Origin of the sequence: Nitratireductor soli (assembly GCF_001050155.1) — a bacterium.
Classification (GTDB): Bacteria; Pseudomonadota; Alphaproteobacteria; order Rhizobiales; family Rhizobiaceae; genus Nitratireductor; species Nitratireductor soli.
The window spans coordinates 1-17382 of the sequence record NZ_LFVY01000002.1 but is presented as its reverse complement, the minus strand read 5'-3'; the positions used below and the strand labels follow the sequence as shown (position 1 = coordinate 17382).

The following is a 17382-nucleotide window of genomic DNA, read 5'->3' as shown; positions in this document are numbered from 1 at the left end:
GCTGCCCCGCCGCCGCAGGTTCATTCCTTGTTGCCGAGCGTGATGGGTCCGGGACCGTGCCGGTCAAGTTGCAGCCGTCCGTCGATCGCCCAGTTCTCCTTCGTGTAGTCTTCGAACAGGATGTTCACCCATTGCGATTTCGCGCCCAGCGTGTCGATCGCCGCCTGGGTGAAGGCCGCCGCGGCCGCCCGCTTGGTGTCGTCGTTCCTGCCCTTTTCCATCTGGATCGTGATGATCATGCCCTGTTCCTTCTGCGGACAACCTACAAAGTGAAAGATTGCCATTGTTATAACGAATTTGTAAAAAAGAAAGAGACTATTTCACAAATTCGTTGGCCTGCGGACACGGCTTTCGAGACGGCGGGCGGACGCCGTCTCGCTGAAAATCATTCTGCAGGCCAGTGACAGGCAGGGCGGAGAACGAAATGGCAGCGTTCAGGCTGCCTGCGGCCGGCGGATGCTGTCGGCGGCTTTCAGCACCAGTGGCGACAGCCCGTCACCGCCGCGTTCGATGATCTCGAACAGATGGCGACGCATGCGCGGCTCCCAGAACTTGTTGATGTGGTCGGCCACGTTCTCGGCCGCCTCGTCGCCCGGCTGCGAGGTGAAGAACGTCGCGATCTGGTTCGCCATGTAGACGAGGTGCTGCTTGCCGGAATTGAACTTCTTGTCATGCGACATGTCTGGCCGCTCCAATCGTCACGCGCTCGGGATGGGTGAAAACATCGAATTCCTCGCCGCGCACCAGCGCGACGAGCGTCATGCCGGCGCGCTCCGCCGTGCGGATCGCCAAGGCCGTCGGCGCCGATACGGCGGCAATCAGCGGCGCGCCGATCGATGCCGTCTTCTGCACCATCTCGACGGAGACGCGCGACGTGACGATCACGGCGCCCGAAGCCCCGTCAATGCCCGCCTTGGCCAAGGCGCCGGCGAGCTTGTCGAGTGCGTTGTGACGACCGACATCCTCACGCGCCGCGACAATTCCTTTGCCGGCTATGTAAAAGCCGGCCGCATGCACCGCGCCGGTCTCCTTGTGCAGTTCCTGATGCTGCGACAGAAGCGATACGGCCTGCGTGATGTCCCTGGAGGACAATGCGAGCGAGGTCGCCGCCACCGATGGAACGTCGCGCATCGCCTCGTCGATGCTCTCGATACCGCACAAGCCGCAACCGACCGGCCCGGCCAGCCGGCGGCGGCGCGCCTCGAAACGTCGGTTGGCCGTGTCGTGCAGGCGGATCTGCAGATCGATGCCCGCGCCAAGTTCCTGCATGTCGATGCTTTCGATCTCTTCGGCCGTCGCAACGATGCCTTCCGTGATGCTGAAGCCGAGGGCGAAATCCTCGAGATCGGCCGGCGTCGCCATCATCACCGCATGGGTCGTGCCGCCATAGGACAGCGCGACGGGCATCTCCTCCGGCACGATGCGCGCGGCAACGGTCGTACCGCCAGTGCGGCGGGCCGTGCGGGTGACGCGGGCAGTGGCGGGAAGGCGTGTCATAGCGATTGAAACCTCGCGGCGGCGATACCCCCCTCTGCCTTGCCAGGCATCTCCCCCTCAAGGGGGGAGATTGAGTGGCACGGACCCGCCGCCTTCTTGTCTACTTGAGCGATTGGCAAAAACCGTCCCACCGCCTGATCTCCCCCCTTGAGGGGGAGATGGCCGGCAGGCCAGAGGGGGGTAACTGCACCACCACAGACCAGCATCGCTCCTACTCCGCCGCTTCCACATGCACGATGCGGCGGCTCTTCTTGGCGTGCGCGTCATAATCCTCCTGCCACTCGGTCGGCCCGTTGGAGGGCGAGACCTCGACCGCCGTGACCTTGTATTCGGGGCAATTGGTCGCCCAGTCGGAATACTCCGTCGTCACCACATTGGCCTGGGTGGCCGGGTGGTGGAAGGTGGTGTAGACGACGCCCGGCGCGACGCGCTCGGTGATCCTGGCGCGCAGGCTGGTCTCGCCGGAACGGCTCTTCAGCTTCACCCAGTCGGCATCGCGAATGCCGCGATTCTCCGCATCGAAGGGATGGATCTCCAGCAGATCCTCATCATGCCAGACGACATTCTCGGTGCGCCTCGTCTGCGCCCCGACATTGTATTGCGACAGGATGCGGCCAGTCGTCAAAAGCAGCGGGAAGCGCGGGCCGACCTTCTCGTCGGTCGCCACATAGGCGGTGCGGACGAACTTGCCCTTGCCGCGCACGAAGCCGCCAATGTGCATCACCGGGGTGCCGGTCGGCGCCTTCTCGTTGCACGGCCATTGCACCGAGCCTTCACGGTCGAGCAGATCGTAGGTGACACCGGCGAAGCTCGGCGTTGTCGCGGCGATCTCGTCCATGATCTCAGATGGATGGGTGTAGTTCCAGTCGTCGCGGCCCATGGCGCGCGCCATCTCCTGCGTCACTTGCCAGTCGGCAAAGCCGTTCTTCGGCTCCATCACCTTGCGCACGCGGTTGATGCGCCGCTCGGCATTGGTGAAGGTGCCGTCCTTCTCCAGGAAGGTCGAGCCGGGCAGGAAGACATGAGCGTAATTGGCCGTCTCGTTGAGGAACAGGTCGTGCACGACGACGCATTCCATCGCCTCCAGGCCGGCGGCCACGTGATGCGTGTTGGGGTCGGATTGCAGAATGTCCTCGCCTTGGACGTACAGCGCCTTGAACGAGCCCTCGACCGCCGCATCGAGCATGTTGGGAATGCGCAGCCCCGGCTCATCGTCCAGCTTGACGCCCCACAGGCTCTCATAGATCGCCCGCGTCGCATCCTCGGAGATGTGGCGGTAGCCGGGCAACTCGTGCGGGAAGGACCCCATGTCGCAGGCGCCCTGCACGTTGTTCTGGCCGCGCAGCGGGTTCACGCCGACACCGGGCCGACCGAGATTGCCGGTCGCCATGGCCAGGTTGGCGATGGCCATAACGGTGGTCGAGCCCTGGCTGTGCTCGGTGACGCCGAGGCCATAGTAGATCGCGCTGTTTCCCCCGGTCGCATAAAGCCGGGCTGCGCCGCGGATCAGCTCGGCTGGAACACCGGATGCCTTCTCTACGGCCTCGGGGCTGTTTTCCGGCTGCAGGACGAAGCTCGCCCAATCCTGGAACTCGTCCCAGTCGCAGCGCTCGCGCACGAAGGCCTCGTCGAACAGGCCCTCGGAGACGATCACGTGGGCAAGGGCCGTCAGCACGGCGACGTTGGTGCCGGGCCTGAGCGGCAGATGGTAGCTCGCCTCCACATGCGGCATGCGCACCAGGTCGATGCGGCGGGGATCGACGATGATCAGCTTGGCGCCCTCGCGCAGCCGCTTCTTCAGCCGCGAGGCGAAGACGGGATGGCCGTCGGTCGGGTTGGCGCCGATGATCAGCACAACGTCGGCCTCTTCGACCGAATCGAAATCCTGCGTGCCGGCCGAGGTGCCGAAGGTGGTCTTCAACCCATAGCCGGTCGGCGAATGGCAGACCCGGGCGCAGGTGTCGACATTGTTGTTGCCAAACCCCTGGCGCACCAGTTTCTGGACGAGATAGGTCTCCTCATTGGTGCAGCGCGACGAGGTGATGCCGCCGACGGCGCCACGCCCATATTGATGCTGGATGCGGCGGAACTCGCTGGCCACATGGGCATAGGCTTCATCCCACGTCACCTCGCGCCACGGATCGCTGATCTTCTCGCGGATCATCGGGTTGAGGATGCGGTCCTTGTGGGTGGCGTAGCCATAGGCGAAGCGCCCCTTGACACAGGAGTGGCCGCGGTTGGCCTTGCCGTCCTTGTAGGGCACCATGCGGACGACTTCCTCGCCCTTCATCTCCGCCTTGAACGAGCAGCCGACGCCGCAATAGGCGCAGGTGGTGACCTCCGAATGGTCCGGCATGCCGATCTCGATGACGGATTTCTCCTGCAGCGCGCCAGTCGGGCAGGCTTGCACGCAGGCGCCGCAGGACACGCATTCCGACTGCAGGAAAGGCTCGTCCATACCGGCGGTGATGCGGCTTTCGAAGCCGCGCCCCTCGACCGTCAGGGCGAAGGTGCCCTGCTGCTCCTCGCAGGCGCGCACGCACAAAGAACAGACGATGCATTTCGCCGGATCATAGGCGAAATAGGGATTGGAGACGTCCAGTTCCTTGAAGTTGATGCCGTGATCGTCGGCCGCCGGGGCCAGATGGTTGGCGCCGTCCATGCCGTAGCGGTTCTGGCTGAGGCCGACCGTCTCGGCCATATGGGCCATCTCGCAATCGCCGGCGGCGCAGGCGGCGCAATCGGCCGGGTGGTCGGACATGTAGAGTTCCATCACGCCGCGGCGGATGGCGTTGAGCCGGTCCGTCTTCGTGCTGACGGAGATGCCGTCGGCGGCCGGCGTCGTGCAGGAAGCAGGCGTGCCGTTGCGGCCCTCGATCTCCACCAGGCACAACCGGCAGGAGCCGAAGCTCTTGACCATATCGTTGGCGCACAGCTTGGGAACAGTGACGCCGGCTTCCCGGGCGGCGCGCATGATCGACGTGCCTTCGGGCACGGTGACAGACTGACCGTCAACGGTCAGCGTCACGGTCTTGTCGGACTTGACCGCCGGCGTGCCGTAGTCGATTTCCTCGACGAAACGGTTCTCGGTTCCACACATGGTGCTTCCTCCTATTCCGCTGCTTCGCGCATCGGCGCGGGGCGGAAATCTTCCGGGAAATGGGTCAGCGCGCTCATCACGGGATAGGGCGTGAAACCGCCCAGCGCGCACAGCGAGCCGAACTTCATCGTGTTGCAGAGATCGGTGACGGTCTCGATCTGCTCGTCCGGCGCGATGCCCTGCTTCAACCGGTCGAGCACCTCGACGCCGCGCGTCGAGCCGACGCGGCAGGGCGTGCACTTGCCGCAGCTCTCGACGGCGCAGAATTCCATGGCGAAGCGCGCCTGCTTCAGCATGTCGACCGTGTCGTCGAAGACAACAATGCCCGCATGGCCGATCAGGCCATCCTTGGCGGCAAACGCCTCATAGTCGAACGGCGTGTCGAACAGGTCGCGCGGGAAATACGCGCCAAGCGGCCCGCCCACCTGCACGGCGCGCACCGGCCGGCCGCTCGCCGTGCCGCCGCCGATCTCATCGACGATCTCGCCCAGCGTCAGGCCGAAGGCCGCCTCGAACAGGCCGCCATGCTTGACGTTGCCGGTGATCTGGATGGGGATCGTGCCGCGCGAGCGGCCCATGCCGAAATCACGGTAGTATGCGCCGCCCTTGTCCATGATGATCGGCACGGAGGCGAGCGAAATGACGTTGTTGATGACGGTCGGCTTGCCGAAAAGCCCCTCATGGGCCGGCAAAGGCGGCTTGGCGCGCACCTGGCCACGCTTGCCTTCAAGGCTGTCGAGCAGCGCCGTCTCCTCGCCGCAGACATAAGCCCCGGCGCCGACACGCACCTCCATGTCGAAGGCATAGGGCGAGCCGAGCACATTTGCACCGAGGATGCCGGCGGTCCGCGCCGCCGTGATGGCCTCGTTCAAGATGCGGTGGGCGTTCGGATATTCCGAACGCAGGTAGATATAGCCCTTGGTTGCGCCCGTCGCGATGGCGGCAATGGTCATGCCTTCGATCAGCACGAACGGGTCGCCCTCCATGATCATGCGGTCGGAGAACGTGCCGGAATCGCCCTCGTCCGCATTGCAGACGATGTATTTCCGCTGCCCCTCGGTGTCATGCACCGTCTTCCACTTGATGCCCGTCGGGAAGCCGGCGCCACCGCGTCCGCGCAGGCCAGATTCGGTCACCTGCTCGATGGTCTCGAGCGGTGTCTTTTGAAGCGCGTTCCTCAGCCCGTGCAGGCCACCATGTGCTTCATAGTCGGCTAAAGATACCGGGTCGATGATGCCGCAGCGGGCGAAGGTCAGGCGCGTCTGCTTTGCCAGATAGGGAATTTTTTCCGGATCACCGAGCGACAGGGCATGCTCGCCGCCCTCAGCCAGCCCGGCGTCGAACAGGCCGGTCACGTCACCGGGCGTCACCGGACCGTAGGCGACACGCCCCTGCGGCGTTTCCACCTCGATCATCGGCTCCAGCCAATAGAGGCCGCGCGAGCCGTTGCGGACGATCGTGGCATCAACACCGCGCCTGGCGATTTCCGCCTCGATGCTCCCGGCGACCTTTTCGGCGCCGAGCGCCAAAGCACCGGAATCGCGCGGGACGTAAATCTTCAGCGTCATGCCCGCACCTCCGCGGCGATCTCATGCGCCTTCGCCTCATCCAGCCGGCCGATCACATCGCCATCGAGCATGGCCGAAGGGGCGCAGGCACACAGGCCCAGGCAATAGACCGGCTCCAGCGTCACCGCGCCATCGGCGGAGGTTTCATGAAACTTGACGCCAAGCAGCGTCTGCAGCTTCTCGGCCATCGCGTCGCCGCCCATCGACTGGCAGGCTTCCGCCCGGCACAGTTTCAGGACGTGCCGGCCCGCCGGCTTGTCGCGATAATCGTGATAGAAGGAGACGACGCCGTAGACTTCGGCGCGGGTCAGGTTCAACGCTTCGGCGATGACGGGAATACAGTCGCGCGGCACATGGCCAAGCTCCCGCTGAATGCCGTTGAGAATCGGTAAAAGCGGGCCTTCTTCGCCCTTCCATCGTTCGATGATGGGCTCGACGGCGGAAGCGATTTCGGTACGTGCCTGCTGCATGTTGCAGCGCCCTCCCTAACGATGCTCGTCTTGGAGGAAAAACAAATCCTTGGCCATGGATCAATATAGCATATTCGTCGCTCGATAGAAAATTTCTATCGTTGCTGTTCGAATCGCTCCGCGGCCAGCCGCGCCTCGTAGAGCAGGGCCGAGACCATCGGCGTGTGCGGCTCGCGCTCGACCGCCACCACGCCGACCAGGTGGCTGGCGTCCGGTTCGACGATGGGAATGGCGCGGATCGGCTCGGAGAAGCCCAGAACCTCGGCCAGGTTGAGCGGCATGATGGACGCCCATTTGCCGGTGCGGATATGCGAGAACAGGACGATCATCGAGTTCGATTCCAGCGTCGGGTGCGGGGTCGCGCCGACCTCTTCCAGATGCTTGTTGATGATGCGCCGGTTCTGCATGTCGGGCGTCAAGAGGCACAAGGGCAGCTCAGCCACTTCCGCCCAACTCACCGTTTCGCGGTCGGCATAGCGGTTCGTGGCCGCCGTTATGAGCTGGTAGCGCTCGGAGTACAGCGGCACCGATACCACATGGCCGAGCGGCTCGTTGTCGAGATAGGTGATGCCGATGTCGATCTCGAAATTCTCCAGCAGCGACAACACTTCCAGGGAGGTGCGCGAGATGATCGAGAAGGTCACTTCGGGATGTTTTTCGCGGAACGGCGTCGTCAGCTCCGGCACCATGGCGAGCGCGGTCGGGATCGCGGCTATGCGCACATGGCCGGAAAGGCCGCGCCTGGCGGCCTTCATCTCGGCGCGCAGGGTGCGCGTGTCGCCGACGATGCGGCGCGCCCATTCGAGCACGCGCTGGCCCTCCGGCGTGAGCCCCTGGAAGCGCGAGCCACGCTGCACCAGCATCACGCCGAGTTGATCCTCGAGCTGCTTGATGGCGGCCGACAGCGTCGGCTGGGTGATGCCCAACTCGGTGGCCGCCCGGCCGAAATGCCGCTCCTTGGCGAGTGCGATGAAGAATTCCAGCTTGTCGATCACGTGGGAAATGCTCTTTCTTTGGCCCAACGCCTCATTGTTGCACAGGCGTCTTGCACGTGGTTTCCTTATTCCGCATCAGGCCGTCGCAACCGGAAGGGTTCATACCATGATCGCGCTGATCAGCGTATTCGCCATATTCATTCCGGCGCTCATGCTGCCGGGCCCGGATTTCGTCGCCGTGGTTCGCTCCTCGATGACGGGTGGCGCGGTCTCGGGGCTGAAGACCACGGCCGGCGTCTCGCTCGGCCTCGGCATGTACGCCACGCTCAGCCTGCTGGGCCTTTCGGCTGTCCTGACGGAGTTCCATTGGCTGGCCTGGGCCATCCGTGTGGTCGGCGGCTGCTACCTCATCTATCTGGGCGTGCGGCTGCTCTTTTCCCGGGCCGACGCCCTGTCCGTCAGCCACGATGGCGGGGGCGCCGCGCGCAATCCCTTCGTATTCGGCTTCCTGGTGACGCTGACCAATCCGAAGGCGATCGTGCTGTTCGCCAGCGTGTTTGCAACGGCCATCACACCGCAAACACCGGACTGGGTGCTGGCGGCGATGGTCGTCCTTGTCGTTCTCAGCGCCTTCACATGGTACATGCTGGTGAGCCTGTTCATGTCCTCGCAGCCGGTTCTGAAGCGTTTCTCCAACATGCAGCATCGAATCGAGCGCATTGCCGGCGCCTGTTTCGTCGCCATCGGCGGACGCATTCTGGCCGACAGCCGCAATCCCGTGACGGTTTGACCCGGTCACGGTTGGTTGTTACAGGCCGGCACACTATCTGACAGCCGTGCGCAAATGCGAGTGAACAACCATGACTGAAGTGACCCGTCAGACCGTCCTCAACAAGCTCTCCACGATCAAGGGCCCCGACCTTGAAGGCGATATCGTCTCGCGCGGCCTGGTTTCGGAGATCTTCGTCGCCGACGGCAAGGTGTTCTTCTCCATCACGGTTCCCGCCGCGCGGGCGCGGGAGCTGGAACCGATGCGGCAGGCGGCGGAGAAGATCGTTCTGTCAATTCCCGGGGTCAAAGGAGCGATGGTGGCGCTGACCGCAGAGAAACAGGGTGGCGGCATGGGCACGTCGCCGCAGCAGCCGGCACGCCCGGCGCGACCTGCCGAGGCGCGCCCGGCACCACCCGTTGGCCAGCAGCCGGCACAGCCGGCCAAGCAGGACGTGCCCGGCATCAAGGCGATCATCGCCGTGGCCAGCGGCAAGGGCGGCGTCGGCAAGTCCACCACCGCCGTCAATCTGGCCCTCGGGCTGAAGGCGCTCGGCCTTGAGGTCGGCATACTCGACGCCGACATATATGGCCCTTCCATGCCGCGCCTGCTCGGCCTCAAGGGCAGGCCCGAAACCGCCGACGGCAAGGTGCTGAAGCCGATGGAGGCTTACGGCGTCAAGGTCATGTCGATGGGTTTCCTGGTCGAGGAAGAGACGCCGATGATCTGGCGCGGGCCGATGGTCGTATCGGCGCTGCGGCAGATGCTGCGCGAGGTTGCCTGGGGACCGCTCGACGTGCTCGTGGTCGACATGCCGCCCGGCACGGGCGACGCCCAGCTGACCATGGCCCAGCAGGTGCCGCTTGCCGGCGTCGTCATCGTTTCGACCCCGCAGGACCTGGCGCTGATCGACGCGCGCAAGGGTCTCAACATGTTCAAGCGGGTCGACGTGCCGCTGCTCGGCGTCGTCGAGAACATGAGCTATTTCCTCGCTCCGGACACGGGTGCGCGCTACGACATTTTCGGCCATGGCGGCGCACGGGCGGAAGCCGAGAGGCTCGGCGTGCCCTTCCTCGGCGAGGTGCCGCTGACCATGGATGTGCGCGAGACCTCGGATGCCGGCACGCCGGTGGTGGCGTCGAACCCGGACGGCGCACAGGCGAAAGTCTATCGCGCCATCGCCGAGAAAGTGCAGGCGCAGCTCAGCCTGGCGATGCAGGCAAGCGCGGCGGAGGCGCCAGCCATCGTCTTCGAGTGATGCGGGCGGGCACAGCGCTGCCGATCAAACCGCGCGGCAGTTTGCGTTACGTATATTTGCCTAGCGACATGCCTTATGTAACATAATACACAGCTTCCGGAGGGCCTGGCATGAGCGCTGCAGACAATGAAACCATCCTTCACGAGCGCTGCGAGGGTTGGCATCGCATCACGCTCAATCGTCCGGAGAAGCTGAATTCCTTCAACGAGGCGCAACACCGCGCGCTGCGCGCCGCATTCAACGAGGCGGCGGCGGACGAGACATGCCGCGCGGTGCTTCTGACCGGCGCCGGACGCGGCTTCTGCGCCGGCCAGGATCTCGGCGACCGCGATCCCGCCATGCTCGGCGACAGCCCCGATCTCGGCCTGACGATTGAAACTTTCTATAATCCCCTGGTGCGCCAAATCCGCGGCCTGAACATGCCGGTGATCTGCGCCGTCAACGGCGTGGCGGCGGGCGCCGGCGCCAACATCGCGCTGGCCTGCGACATCGTGCTTGCCGCCCGCTCGGCCAAGTTCATCCAGGCCTTCGCGAAGATCGGCCTGGTGCCCGATTCCGGCGGCACCTGGTTTCTCGCCCGGCTGCTCGGCGAGGCGCGCGCCAAGGCGCTGACACTGACGGGCGAGGCGCTTTCGGCGGAGAAAGCCGCCGAATGGGGCCTGATCTGGCGCGTGGTGGAAGACGAGGCGCTGATGGCGGAGGCCGAGGCTCTCGCCGCGCGTTTCGCCGCCGGCCCCACCCTCGCCTACGGCCTGACCAAGCAGGCGGTGCAGGCGGCGTCAAGCAACACGCTCGACCAGAGCCTCGACCTGGAACGCAATTTGCAGCGGGAGGCCGGCCGCTCCGACGATTACCGCGAGGGCGTCAGCGCCTTCCTGGAAAAGCGCCAGGCCGTGTTCACCGGCCGGACGCGGCGATAGATCGCGATGATCTTGGATCGAATCAATCCAAGATCATAAACGCGATCGCTTTCAAAAAGTTAGAGCGGGATGCGGGCGGAAAACCGCTTCACACTTTTCCTCATCCCGCTCTAGGGTCAGGACCTATTAATCCTGACCCTAGGCTTCGCCGGCCGCCGCAGAAAAGTCCTTTCTTCTTCACGCCCCCGCCGCAAACCTCCATCACGCTGGCTTTTTTTCAAACAGCCAGCCTTTTCAAGTGGAGTGTATTGCCTTGAAGCTCATTGCCCTGCCCATCCTTTCCGTTGCCCTAAGCGCATTGCTTTCGACATCAGCTCTCGCCCAGTTTCGACTGGAGAACGATCGCTGGCGCATCGACATCGATCCTGAAACCCTCGCCCTCGACGTGACCGTTTCCGGCGAAGAACCGGTCAGGCTCTCCTCTGGCGTCGGCCAACACCGGGTCGATCAGCTCGAAAACGATGCCGCATCGGCCGCCTGGCGCTGGGATGACGGCGCCTATTCGGTTTCCGTCCGCCTCGATGGCGAGGACCTCAAGATGAGCCTCGGTGCGGCCCGGGCCGGCACGCTCGATGTCGTCAACCAGCCGGCCGGCGCCATGGGCAAGGGGCTTATCCTGCCGCGGGCCGAAGGCTATTACGTGCCCGCCGGCAACCAGGTATGGCTCGATTTCATCACCGAGCGCTTCAGTCCCGTCAACACCAGCCAGGAGCTCAGCCTGCCGCTGCTCGGCATGGATCACGGCGCCTATACGCTCAACTGGATCTGGGAGAACCCGTTCAACAACGAAATAGGCTTCGACAAGGACGGCGATGGCCTCTCGGTCCGCTTCGCCCACGAGTTCACCAGCCTCGACCCTAGCAAGCCGTTGCAGCTCACGCTTCATCTCGGCAGCGGGGACTTACTTTCAGGCGCCAAGCGCTACCGCAAGATGTTGATCGACGGCAACCGCTATGAACGCCTGGCCGACAAGCTCACCGCCGTCGGCTCTGCCGGCAAGCTGCTGGGCGCACCGCAAATCTATCTCTGGGGCAACGACCTGCTCGGCATCAAGGACGTCAAGGATTGGCCGGGCTTCGCCAAGCTTCTCAACGGACCATCTCCGCTGGCGAAGGCTCTCCGGGCGGAGTTCCATCCCGAAGTGCAGAAGATGCTCGAAGCCAAGCAGCTCACGGTTTACGAAAAGCAGGTCATTCTCGCCAACGTCAATTTGAAGCTGACCGAGCTGGCGCGCAAGGAATGGCAGGGGGACAAGCCCGATTGGGAGGCCATGACGACGACCTATGCGCGGCTGAAATCGGAAGTGGCGGCCACGTTCGGCAACGCGCTTTCCAGCAACGTCGCGGGCTGGGGCCAAACGCTCTCGAAGCAGACCTTCACGATGCTCAAGAAGGCCGGCGTCACCAAGGCATGGATCGGCCTCGGCGACGGCTGGGAAGGCGGGCTCTGGAATCCGGCGGCGGTGCAGGCCGGCATCGATGCCGGCTTCCTGATCGCCCCTTACGATTCCTACCAGACGGCCCTGCCGACGGGCCTGCGTCCGGACTGGACCACGGCAGCGCTCGGCAAGGAGGCTTATGAGGCCTGTGCGGTGATCCGCAAGGACGGAACGCCCCAGCCTGGCTTCCAGAAGACCGGCCGCTACACCAACACGCGCTGCGTCCGCCCGGTTCTCGAGGCGCGCACCGCGGCCGTCCTCAAGGCGGTCCCGTTCAACAGCTGGTTCCTCGATGCCTATGCGACCGGCATGGTGTTCGACAGCTACAGCGAGACCGCGCCGCAGACGATGCAGCAGAATGCCGAGGCCAACGAGGCCGCGGCCCGCTGGATGGCAGGCCGGTTCTCGATGCCCGTCGGCTCGGAGGACGGCAATGCCGCGACGGCGGGCGGCATCGCCCTGGCGCACGGCATGCAGGTGCCGGTGATGGGCTGGGGCGACGAGGACCTGATGAAGAACCGGGAATCGCCCTATTTTCTCGGCCGCTGGTATCCGTACAGCGAACCGGAATTCTTCTTCAAGCGCGTACCGATGAAGGAGCCCTTCCGCACGGTCTACTTCGAGCCCGCCACTCGCCTGCCCCTCTACCAGAGCGTTTTTCACGGCTCGGTGATCACCACCAACCACTGGCACTTCGACAGTCTCAAGCTCGGCAATGTCCGGCGTGAAATGGAGCTTACGCAACTCCTCTACAACGTCCCGCCGCTCTATCACTTGAGCGAGGGAACGCTGAAGGAACGGCTGCCGATCATCGGCCGCCAACAGGCATTCTTCCAGCCGCTGCACGAGCGGCTCGGCACCGAGGAACTCACCTCGTTCCGCTACCTCTCGGAAGACGGGAGACTGCAGGAGACGATCTTCGCCGACGGCACGCGCCTCGTCGCCAACATGTCCAACGAGGCGCGGGAGGCCGACGGGCAGCCGGTCGCGGCCTATACGATCGCGGCCTTCCAGAACGGAAAGCTGGTGAGCTCCTATCAGTCGCGCGAAGACTGAACGAGGCAGTCGGCGGGCGGCGCGCCTCTCAGGAGACGGCCGCCTCGCCGCCCCCGCTGACGCGGGCGTTGAAATCGGAGAAGAACTGCCCGGCAAGCTTCTTCGAGGTCGATTGGATCAGCCGGCTTCCAAGCTGGGCCATCTTGCCGCCGACGTCGGCCTTGGCGCTGTAGGACAGGATCGTCGCGCCGGGGCCGTCCGCCTTCAGGGAAACATCCGCGCCGCCCTTGGCGAAGCCGGCAACGCCGCCCTTGCCCTCGCCGCTGATCGTATAGGAGTTGGGCGGGTTGAGGTTGGTGAGCTCGACCGCGCCGTTGAAACGCGCCTTGATCGGCCCGATCTTCAGCGCGACGACCGCAGACAATTCCGTGTCGGAGATCTTTTCAAGTTCCTCGCAACCGGGAATGCAATCCTTCAGCACCTCGGGGTCGTTCAGCGCCTGCCACACGGCTTCCACCGGCGCCTCGATCCGCTCTTCACCCTCGATGACCATGGCCATGGCGCAACCCTCCTCAAACGGCGTGTACCAATTGGCTACAGCATCGGCGCGAAAATCGGAATCGATTTTTTGGCAAGCACGATGCAGGGATTCGACAGCTTGCGGCATCGTCGTGGCGCAGGCCGTGTGGGGCATGGCTAAAACGCCGTGCCCCGACCGCCGGCGCGGGCCTCGTCCTTCACTGAGCTATGCCGCCGCGCGGCGGTGCTCGGCGGCGGCGGCGGCGAGTTCACGGATGCCCGGTTCCACGTGCTGGGCGCCGATGGAGGAGATGCCGAGCCGCATGAACGGGGTCGGACAGGTGCGGCCGATGAAGAAGCGCCCGCCCGGCTCGACCAGCACGCTGCGCTCGGCCGCGGACTTGGCCAGAAGCGCCGAATCCAGGCCCGGCGGCCCTTCCAGCCACAGCGAGGTGCCGCCGCGAATGTCTGCGGCGTTCCAATCCGGCAGGATTTCGCCGACCGCCTGGACCAGCTTTTCGCGACGCTCCTCGAAGGCGGCCGAGATGCGCCGCACCAGCGTGTCGTGGTGGCCGAGCGACAGGAACAGCGCCACGGCCCGCTGGTTGTTGGCCGGCGGATGGCGCAGCATGAAGCGGCGCAGGGCGCGCAGCTCGGCGATCAGGTCGGCGGGGGCGACGATGTAGCCCATGCGCAGGCCCGGCGCGAGCGTCTTCGACATGGAGCCGACATGGATCACGCGGCCGGTGCGGTCGAGCCCCTTCAGGGCGGCTTGCGGCCGCTCGTCGGCGAGCTGGCTGTCGTAATCGTCCTCGATGACGATCCAGTCGTTCTTCTCCGCCGCGGCCAAAAGCGCCTCGCGGCGCGGCTGGCTCAGCGGCACCATAGTCGGGCAATGATGGCTGGGCGTGGCGAAGACGAAATTCGCCTCGTCGGGAATCTGCGCCACGTCGATGCCCTGCCGGTCGACGGGCACCGGGACGATTTCGGCGCCAGCCAGTTCGAAGATCGAGCGGGCGTCGGGATAGCCGGGGTTTTCCACCGCCACCTTGGCGCCCTTGCGCATCAGGAGCGTCGCCAGCATGTACAGCGCGTGCTGCGAGCCGAGCGTGATCAGAATCTCGTCGGGATTGGCGAAGATGCCGCGCCGGGGCAACAGCCGCGCCTGGATCTGCTCGATCAGAAGCGGGTCGTCGCGGTCGACCATGTCGGCCGCCCAGTTGCGGATTTCCAGCACGGCCAGCGCCATGCGGTTGCACTCGCGCCATTCGGCGGTGGGAAACAGCGATGGGTCGAACTGGCCGTAGACGAAGGGATAGGATGCCTTCATCCAGTCCTCGTTCTTGCGCGAGCCGGGCATGCGGCTCGCCAGGACCTGGAACCGGCTGCTCCAGTTGACGCCGTTCTTGCCGCCCAGCTTGCGCGGCGGGCGCGGCGGAGCGGCCAGCACTTCCGGATTGACGAAATGGCCGCGGCGTTCGCGGGCGATCAGGAAACCCTGGTCAACCAGTTGCTGGAAGGCGAGCACGACCGTGCCGCGGGCGACGCCGAGCTTCTCGGCCAGGATGCGGCAGGACGGCAGCGGCATCGACGGCGCGATCTGGCGGTCGAGAATGGCCGAGACGATGGCCTGGCGAATCTGGGCTTGAAGGGTTTGTCCGGACTCGGGGGAAATCTTGAACAGGCCGGTCCATAAGGCAGTGTCGTTTCTGGCTGGCATGGGCTTTTCCTCTCGCGAGCGGATGCTACCGCTGGGTCAATGCATGTCAACCCTGGTACAATTGATTGTTCCAACAAAGAAATTGATGAATGCCAGCAAAGCCCTGTGCCGCGCCGGTTTGTTTGCTAAAAGCAGGCTCGTTTCTTTTATGCGGAGAAGCCCATTGGACCAGGCAATCGAAACCGCGCTCGCCGCGCTGAAGACCCACCACGCCGCCACGGCGCCGATGGACATGCGGGCTGCCTTCGCCGGCGACCCGGACCGATTCGCGCGGTTTTCCCTGACGCTGGACGATCTGACGCTCGACTTCTCGCGCACCGCGGTGACCGAGGAAACCATTGCGCTGCTGGCCGGCCTTGCCGAGGCGGCGGGACTGACCGAGGCGCGCGAGGCGATGTTCTCGGGGGCGCATATCAACACAACGGAAGACCGGGCCGTGCTGCACACGGCGCTGCGCGCCCTGTCCGGCGGGCCCGTCCTGGAGGCGGGACAGGACGTCATGCCCGGCGTGCGCACCGTGCTCGAGGCGATGGACGCCTTTTCGACGGGCGTGCGGACGGGCGCCATTCGCGGCGCCACCGGCAGGGCGTTCACCGATGTCGTCAACATCGGCATTGGCGGCTCGGACCTCGGCCCCGTGATGGTGACGCGGGCGCTGTCGCCCTATCACGACGGACCGCGCCTGCATTATGTCTCCAACATCGACGGCGCGCACATCGCCGACACGCTGGCCGGGCTCGATCCGGAAACCACGCTGTTCGTCATCGCCTCGAAAACCTTCACCACCATCGAGACGATGACCAATGCCGCCACCGCGCGGCAATGGGTGGCCGACAAGCTCGGGCCGCAGGCGACAGGCGCGCATTTCGCCGCCGTCTCGACGGCGCTCGACAAGGTTTCCGCCTTCGGCATCGACGCGGCCCGCGTGTTCGGCTTCTGGGACTGGGTCGGCGGACGCTATTCGCTGTGGGCGGCGATCGGCCTGCCGATCATGATCGCCGTCGGCGCCGACGATTTCCGCCGGCTGCTGGCCGGCGCCGAGGCGATGGACCGGCATTTCCGCACGGCGCCGATGGCGCGGAACCTGCCGGTCATGCTCGGCCTGGTCGGCTATTGGCACCGCGTCGTCTGCGGCTATCCGGCGCGCGCGGTGATCCCCTACGACCAGCGGCTCGAGCGGCTGCCGGCCTATCTGCAGCAACTCGACATGGAATCGAACGGCAAGCGCGTCATGCGCGACGGCACCGCCGTCGCCACGCCCACCGGGCCGCTCGTCTGGGGCGAGCCCGGCACCAATGGCCAGCACGCCTTCTTCCAGCTGCTGCACCAGGGCACCGACATCATTCCCGTCGAGTTCATTCTCGCCGCCGAGGGTCACGAAGCCAGGCTGAAGCACCATCATGACCTGCTCATCGCCAATTGCCTGGCGCAGGCCGAAGCCCTGATGAAGGGGCGCACGCCGGAGGAGGCCGAGGCGCAGCTTCTGGCCAAGGGAATGGATGCGGGCGAAGCCCGGCGGCTGGCGCCGCACCGGGTCTTCCCCGGCAACCGCCCGTCGCTGACCATCCTGCACCGCCGGCTCGACCCGTTCGCGCTTGGCCGGCTGATCGCGCTCTACGAGCATCGGGTGTTCGTCGAGGCGCGGCTCTACGGCATCAATGCCTTCGACCAGTGGGGCGTCGAGCTCGGCAAGGAACTGGCGACGGAACTGCTGCCGGTGGTGGAAGGCAAGGCCGGCACCGATGGCCACGATGCCGCCACGGCGGGCATGGTGAAGCGGATCGAAAGCCTGCGCGGCGGGTGAATGGTTCGCGGGTGGTTGGTGCAAATCATCTCGTCCATTTTTCGCTTCGTCCTCTCCGTTCACCGGTTCGCCGACCGCAGGGAGAACCGGGCCGCGCGCCGGCGCATGGATTTTCCCTTCATTGCTGTCTCTGCCAATGACGGCGCTCGCCCCTCATCCTCACCTTCTCCCCACGGGTGGGGAGAAGGGGGCGCGGACGCCGGCACTCCCTCTCCACCTGCCGGCGCAGCACCCCCCTCTGGTCTGCTGACCATCTCCCCCTCAAGGGGGGAGATCGGCTTGCAGGCATGTCGTGTGCTCCTGATTCCGGTGGCGATTGCGGAAAACACACCCGCCGCCTGATCTCCCCCCCTTGAGGAGGAGATGCCTGGCAAGGCAGAGGGGGGTG

At 65.2% G+C, this 17382-nt stretch carries 14 protein-coding genes; 5 read left to right on the top strand and 9 right to left on the bottom strand.

Annotation, left to right across the window (positions count from 1 at the left end; genetic code table 11):
* Positions 1-20: 20 nt before the first annotated feature.
* From AB843_RS02530 to AB843_RS02500, 7 genes are all read right to left on the bottom strand, one after another.
* Positions 21-284, bottom strand: coding sequence for a tautomerase family protein (locus AB843_RS02530; RefSeq protein ID WP_082143611.1), 264 nt, complete (start codon positions 282-284; stop codon positions 21-23).
* A 150-nt stretch (positions 285-434) separates the two neighbouring features.
* Positions 435-680 (bottom strand): formate dehydrogenase subunit delta, encoded by a 246-nt coding sequence (locus tag AB843_RS02525; RefSeq protein WP_048645233.1) that lies wholly within the window; start codon positions 678-680, stop codon positions 435-437.
* The gene (gene fdhD / locus AB843_RS02520; protein WP_048645232.1) at positions 670-1497 is read right to left on the bottom strand and encodes a formate dehydrogenase accessory sulfurtransferase FdhD; all 828 of its coding nucleotides are present in this window, start codon (positions 1495-1497) and stop codon (positions 670-672) included. Before fdhD ends, AB843_RS02525 begins: the two co-directional genes overlap by 11 nt.
* A gap of 211 nt (positions 1498-1708) precedes the next feature.
* Positions 1709-4597, bottom strand: coding sequence for a formate dehydrogenase subunit alpha (gene fdhF / locus AB843_RS02515; RefSeq protein WP_048645231.1), 2889 nt, complete (start codon positions 4595-4597; stop codon positions 1709-1711).
* An 11-nt stretch (positions 4598-4608) separates the two neighbouring features.
* Positions 4609-6165: a formate dehydrogenase beta subunit gene (locus tag AB843_RS02510; RefSeq protein WP_048645230.1), complete on the bottom strand. Its 1557-nt coding sequence runs from the start codon at positions 6163-6165 to the stop codon at positions 4609-4611.
* Positions 6162-6635 carry a formate dehydrogenase subunit gamma gene (locus AB843_RS02505; RefSeq protein WP_048645229.1) on the bottom strand — a complete coding sequence of 158 codons (474 nt, stop codon included), beginning with the start codon at positions 6633-6635 and terminating at the stop codon, positions 6162-6164. The genes AB843_RS02510 and AB843_RS02505 overlap by 4 nt, the downstream gene beginning before the upstream one ends.
* Positions 6636-6730: 95 nt before the next feature.
* Positions 6731-7630 carry a LysR family transcriptional regulator gene (locus tag AB843_RS02500; protein ID WP_048645228.1) on the bottom strand — a complete coding sequence of 300 codons (900 nt, stop codon included), beginning with the start codon at positions 7628-7630 and terminating at the stop codon, positions 6731-6733.
* A gap of 106 nt (positions 7631-7736) precedes the next feature.
* On the opposite strand from AB843_RS02500, the gene AB843_RS02495 reads away from it, so the two are divergent.
* From AB843_RS02495 to AB843_RS02480, 4 genes are all read left to right on the top strand, one after another.
* Positions 7737-8360, top strand: a complete 624-nt coding sequence (locus tag AB843_RS02495; protein WP_048645227.1) for a LysE family translocator — start codon at positions 7737-7739, stop codon at positions 8358-8360.
* 70 nt (positions 8361-8430) lie between these two features.
* Entirely contained in the window at positions 8431-9597 is a 1167-nt protein-coding gene (locus AB843_RS02490) for an Mrp/NBP35 family ATP-binding protein (RefSeq protein ID WP_048645226.1), read from the top strand.
* A gap of 110 nt (positions 9598-9707) precedes the next feature.
* Entirely contained in the window at positions 9708-10517 is an 810-nt protein-coding gene (gene paaG, locus AB843_RS02485; RefSeq protein WP_048645225.1) for a 2-(1,2-epoxy-1,2-dihydrophenyl)acetyl-CoA isomerase PaaG, read from the top strand.
* A gap of 253 nt (positions 10518-10770) precedes the next feature.
* A complete protein-coding gene (locus AB843_RS02480) occupies positions 10771-13011 on the top strand; it encodes a glycoside hydrolase (protein WP_053086085.1) in 2241 nt (746 codons plus the stop codon).
* 28 nt (positions 13012-13039) lie between these two features.
* On the opposite strand, the gene AB843_RS02475 is transcribed toward AB843_RS02480, so the two are convergent.
* Together AB843_RS02475 and pdxR are read right to left on the bottom strand one after the other, a co-directional pair.
* A complete protein-coding gene (locus AB843_RS02475; protein ID WP_048645495.1) occupies positions 13040-13510 on the bottom strand; it encodes an SRPBCC family protein in 471 nt (156 codons plus the stop codon).
* A 186-nt stretch (positions 13511-13696) separates the two neighbouring features.
* Entirely contained in the window at positions 13697-15190 is a 1494-nt protein-coding gene (gene pdxR, locus AB843_RS02470) for a MocR-like pyridoxine biosynthesis transcription factor PdxR (protein ID WP_048645224.1), read from the bottom strand.
* Positions 15191-15338: 148 nt separating this feature from the next.
* On the opposite strand from pdxR, the gene pgi reads away from it, so the two are divergent.
* Positions 15339-16994, top strand: a complete 1656-nt coding sequence (gene pgi, locus AB843_RS02465; protein ID WP_048645223.1) for a glucose-6-phosphate isomerase — start codon at positions 15339-15341, stop codon at positions 16992-16994.
* The last annotated feature ends 388 nt before the right edge of the window (positions 16995-17382 follow it).

What these genes read in the sequence shown, in the direction of transcription:
- AB843_RS02530 (WP_082143611.1), bottom strand. Translation starts at nt 284, where the DNA reads ATGGCAATCTTTCACTTTGTAGGTTGTCCGCAGAAGGAACAGGGCATG.
- AB843_RS02525 (WP_048645233.1), bottom strand. Translation starts at nt 680, where the DNA reads ATGTCGCATGACAAGAAGTTCAATTCCGGCAAGCAGCACCTCGTCTAC.
- fdhD (WP_048645232.1), bottom strand. Translation starts at nt 1,497, where the DNA reads ATGACACGCCTTCCCGCCACTGCCCGCGTCACCCGCACGGCCCGCCGC.
- fdhF (WP_048645231.1), bottom strand. Translation starts at nt 4,597, where the DNA reads ATGTGTGGAACCGAGAACCGTTTCGTCGAGGAAATCGACTACGGCACG.
- AB843_RS02510 (WP_048645230.1), bottom strand. Translation starts at nt 6,165, where the DNA reads ATGACGCTGAAGATTTACGTCCCGCGCGATTCCGGTGCTTTGGCGCTC.
- AB843_RS02505 (WP_048645229.1), bottom strand. Translation starts at nt 6,635, where the DNA reads ATGCAGCAGGCACGTACCGAAATCGCTTCCGCCGTCGAGCCCATCATC.
- AB843_RS02495 (WP_048645227.1), top strand. Translation starts at nt 7,737, where the DNA reads ATGATCGCGCTGATCAGCGTATTCGCCATATTCATTCCGGCGCTCATG.
- AB843_RS02490 (WP_048645226.1), top strand. Translation starts at nt 8,431, where the DNA reads ATGACTGAAGTGACCCGTCAGACCGTCCTCAACAAGCTCTCCACGATC.
- paaG (WP_048645225.1), top strand. Translation starts at nt 9,708, where the DNA reads ATGAGCGCTGCAGACAATGAAACCATCCTTCACGAGCGCTGCGAGGGT.
- AB843_RS02475 (WP_048645495.1), bottom strand. Translation starts at nt 13,510, where the DNA reads ATGGCCATGGTCATCGAGGGTGAAGAGCGGATCGAGGCGCCGGTGGAA.
- pdxR (WP_048645224.1), bottom strand. Translation starts at nt 15,190, where the DNA reads ATGCCAGCCAGAAACGACACTGCCTTATGGACCGGCCTGTTCAAGATT.
- pgi (WP_048645223.1), top strand. Translation starts at nt 15,339, where the DNA reads ATGCGGAGAAGCCCATTGGACCAGGCAATCGAAACCGCGCTCGCCGCG.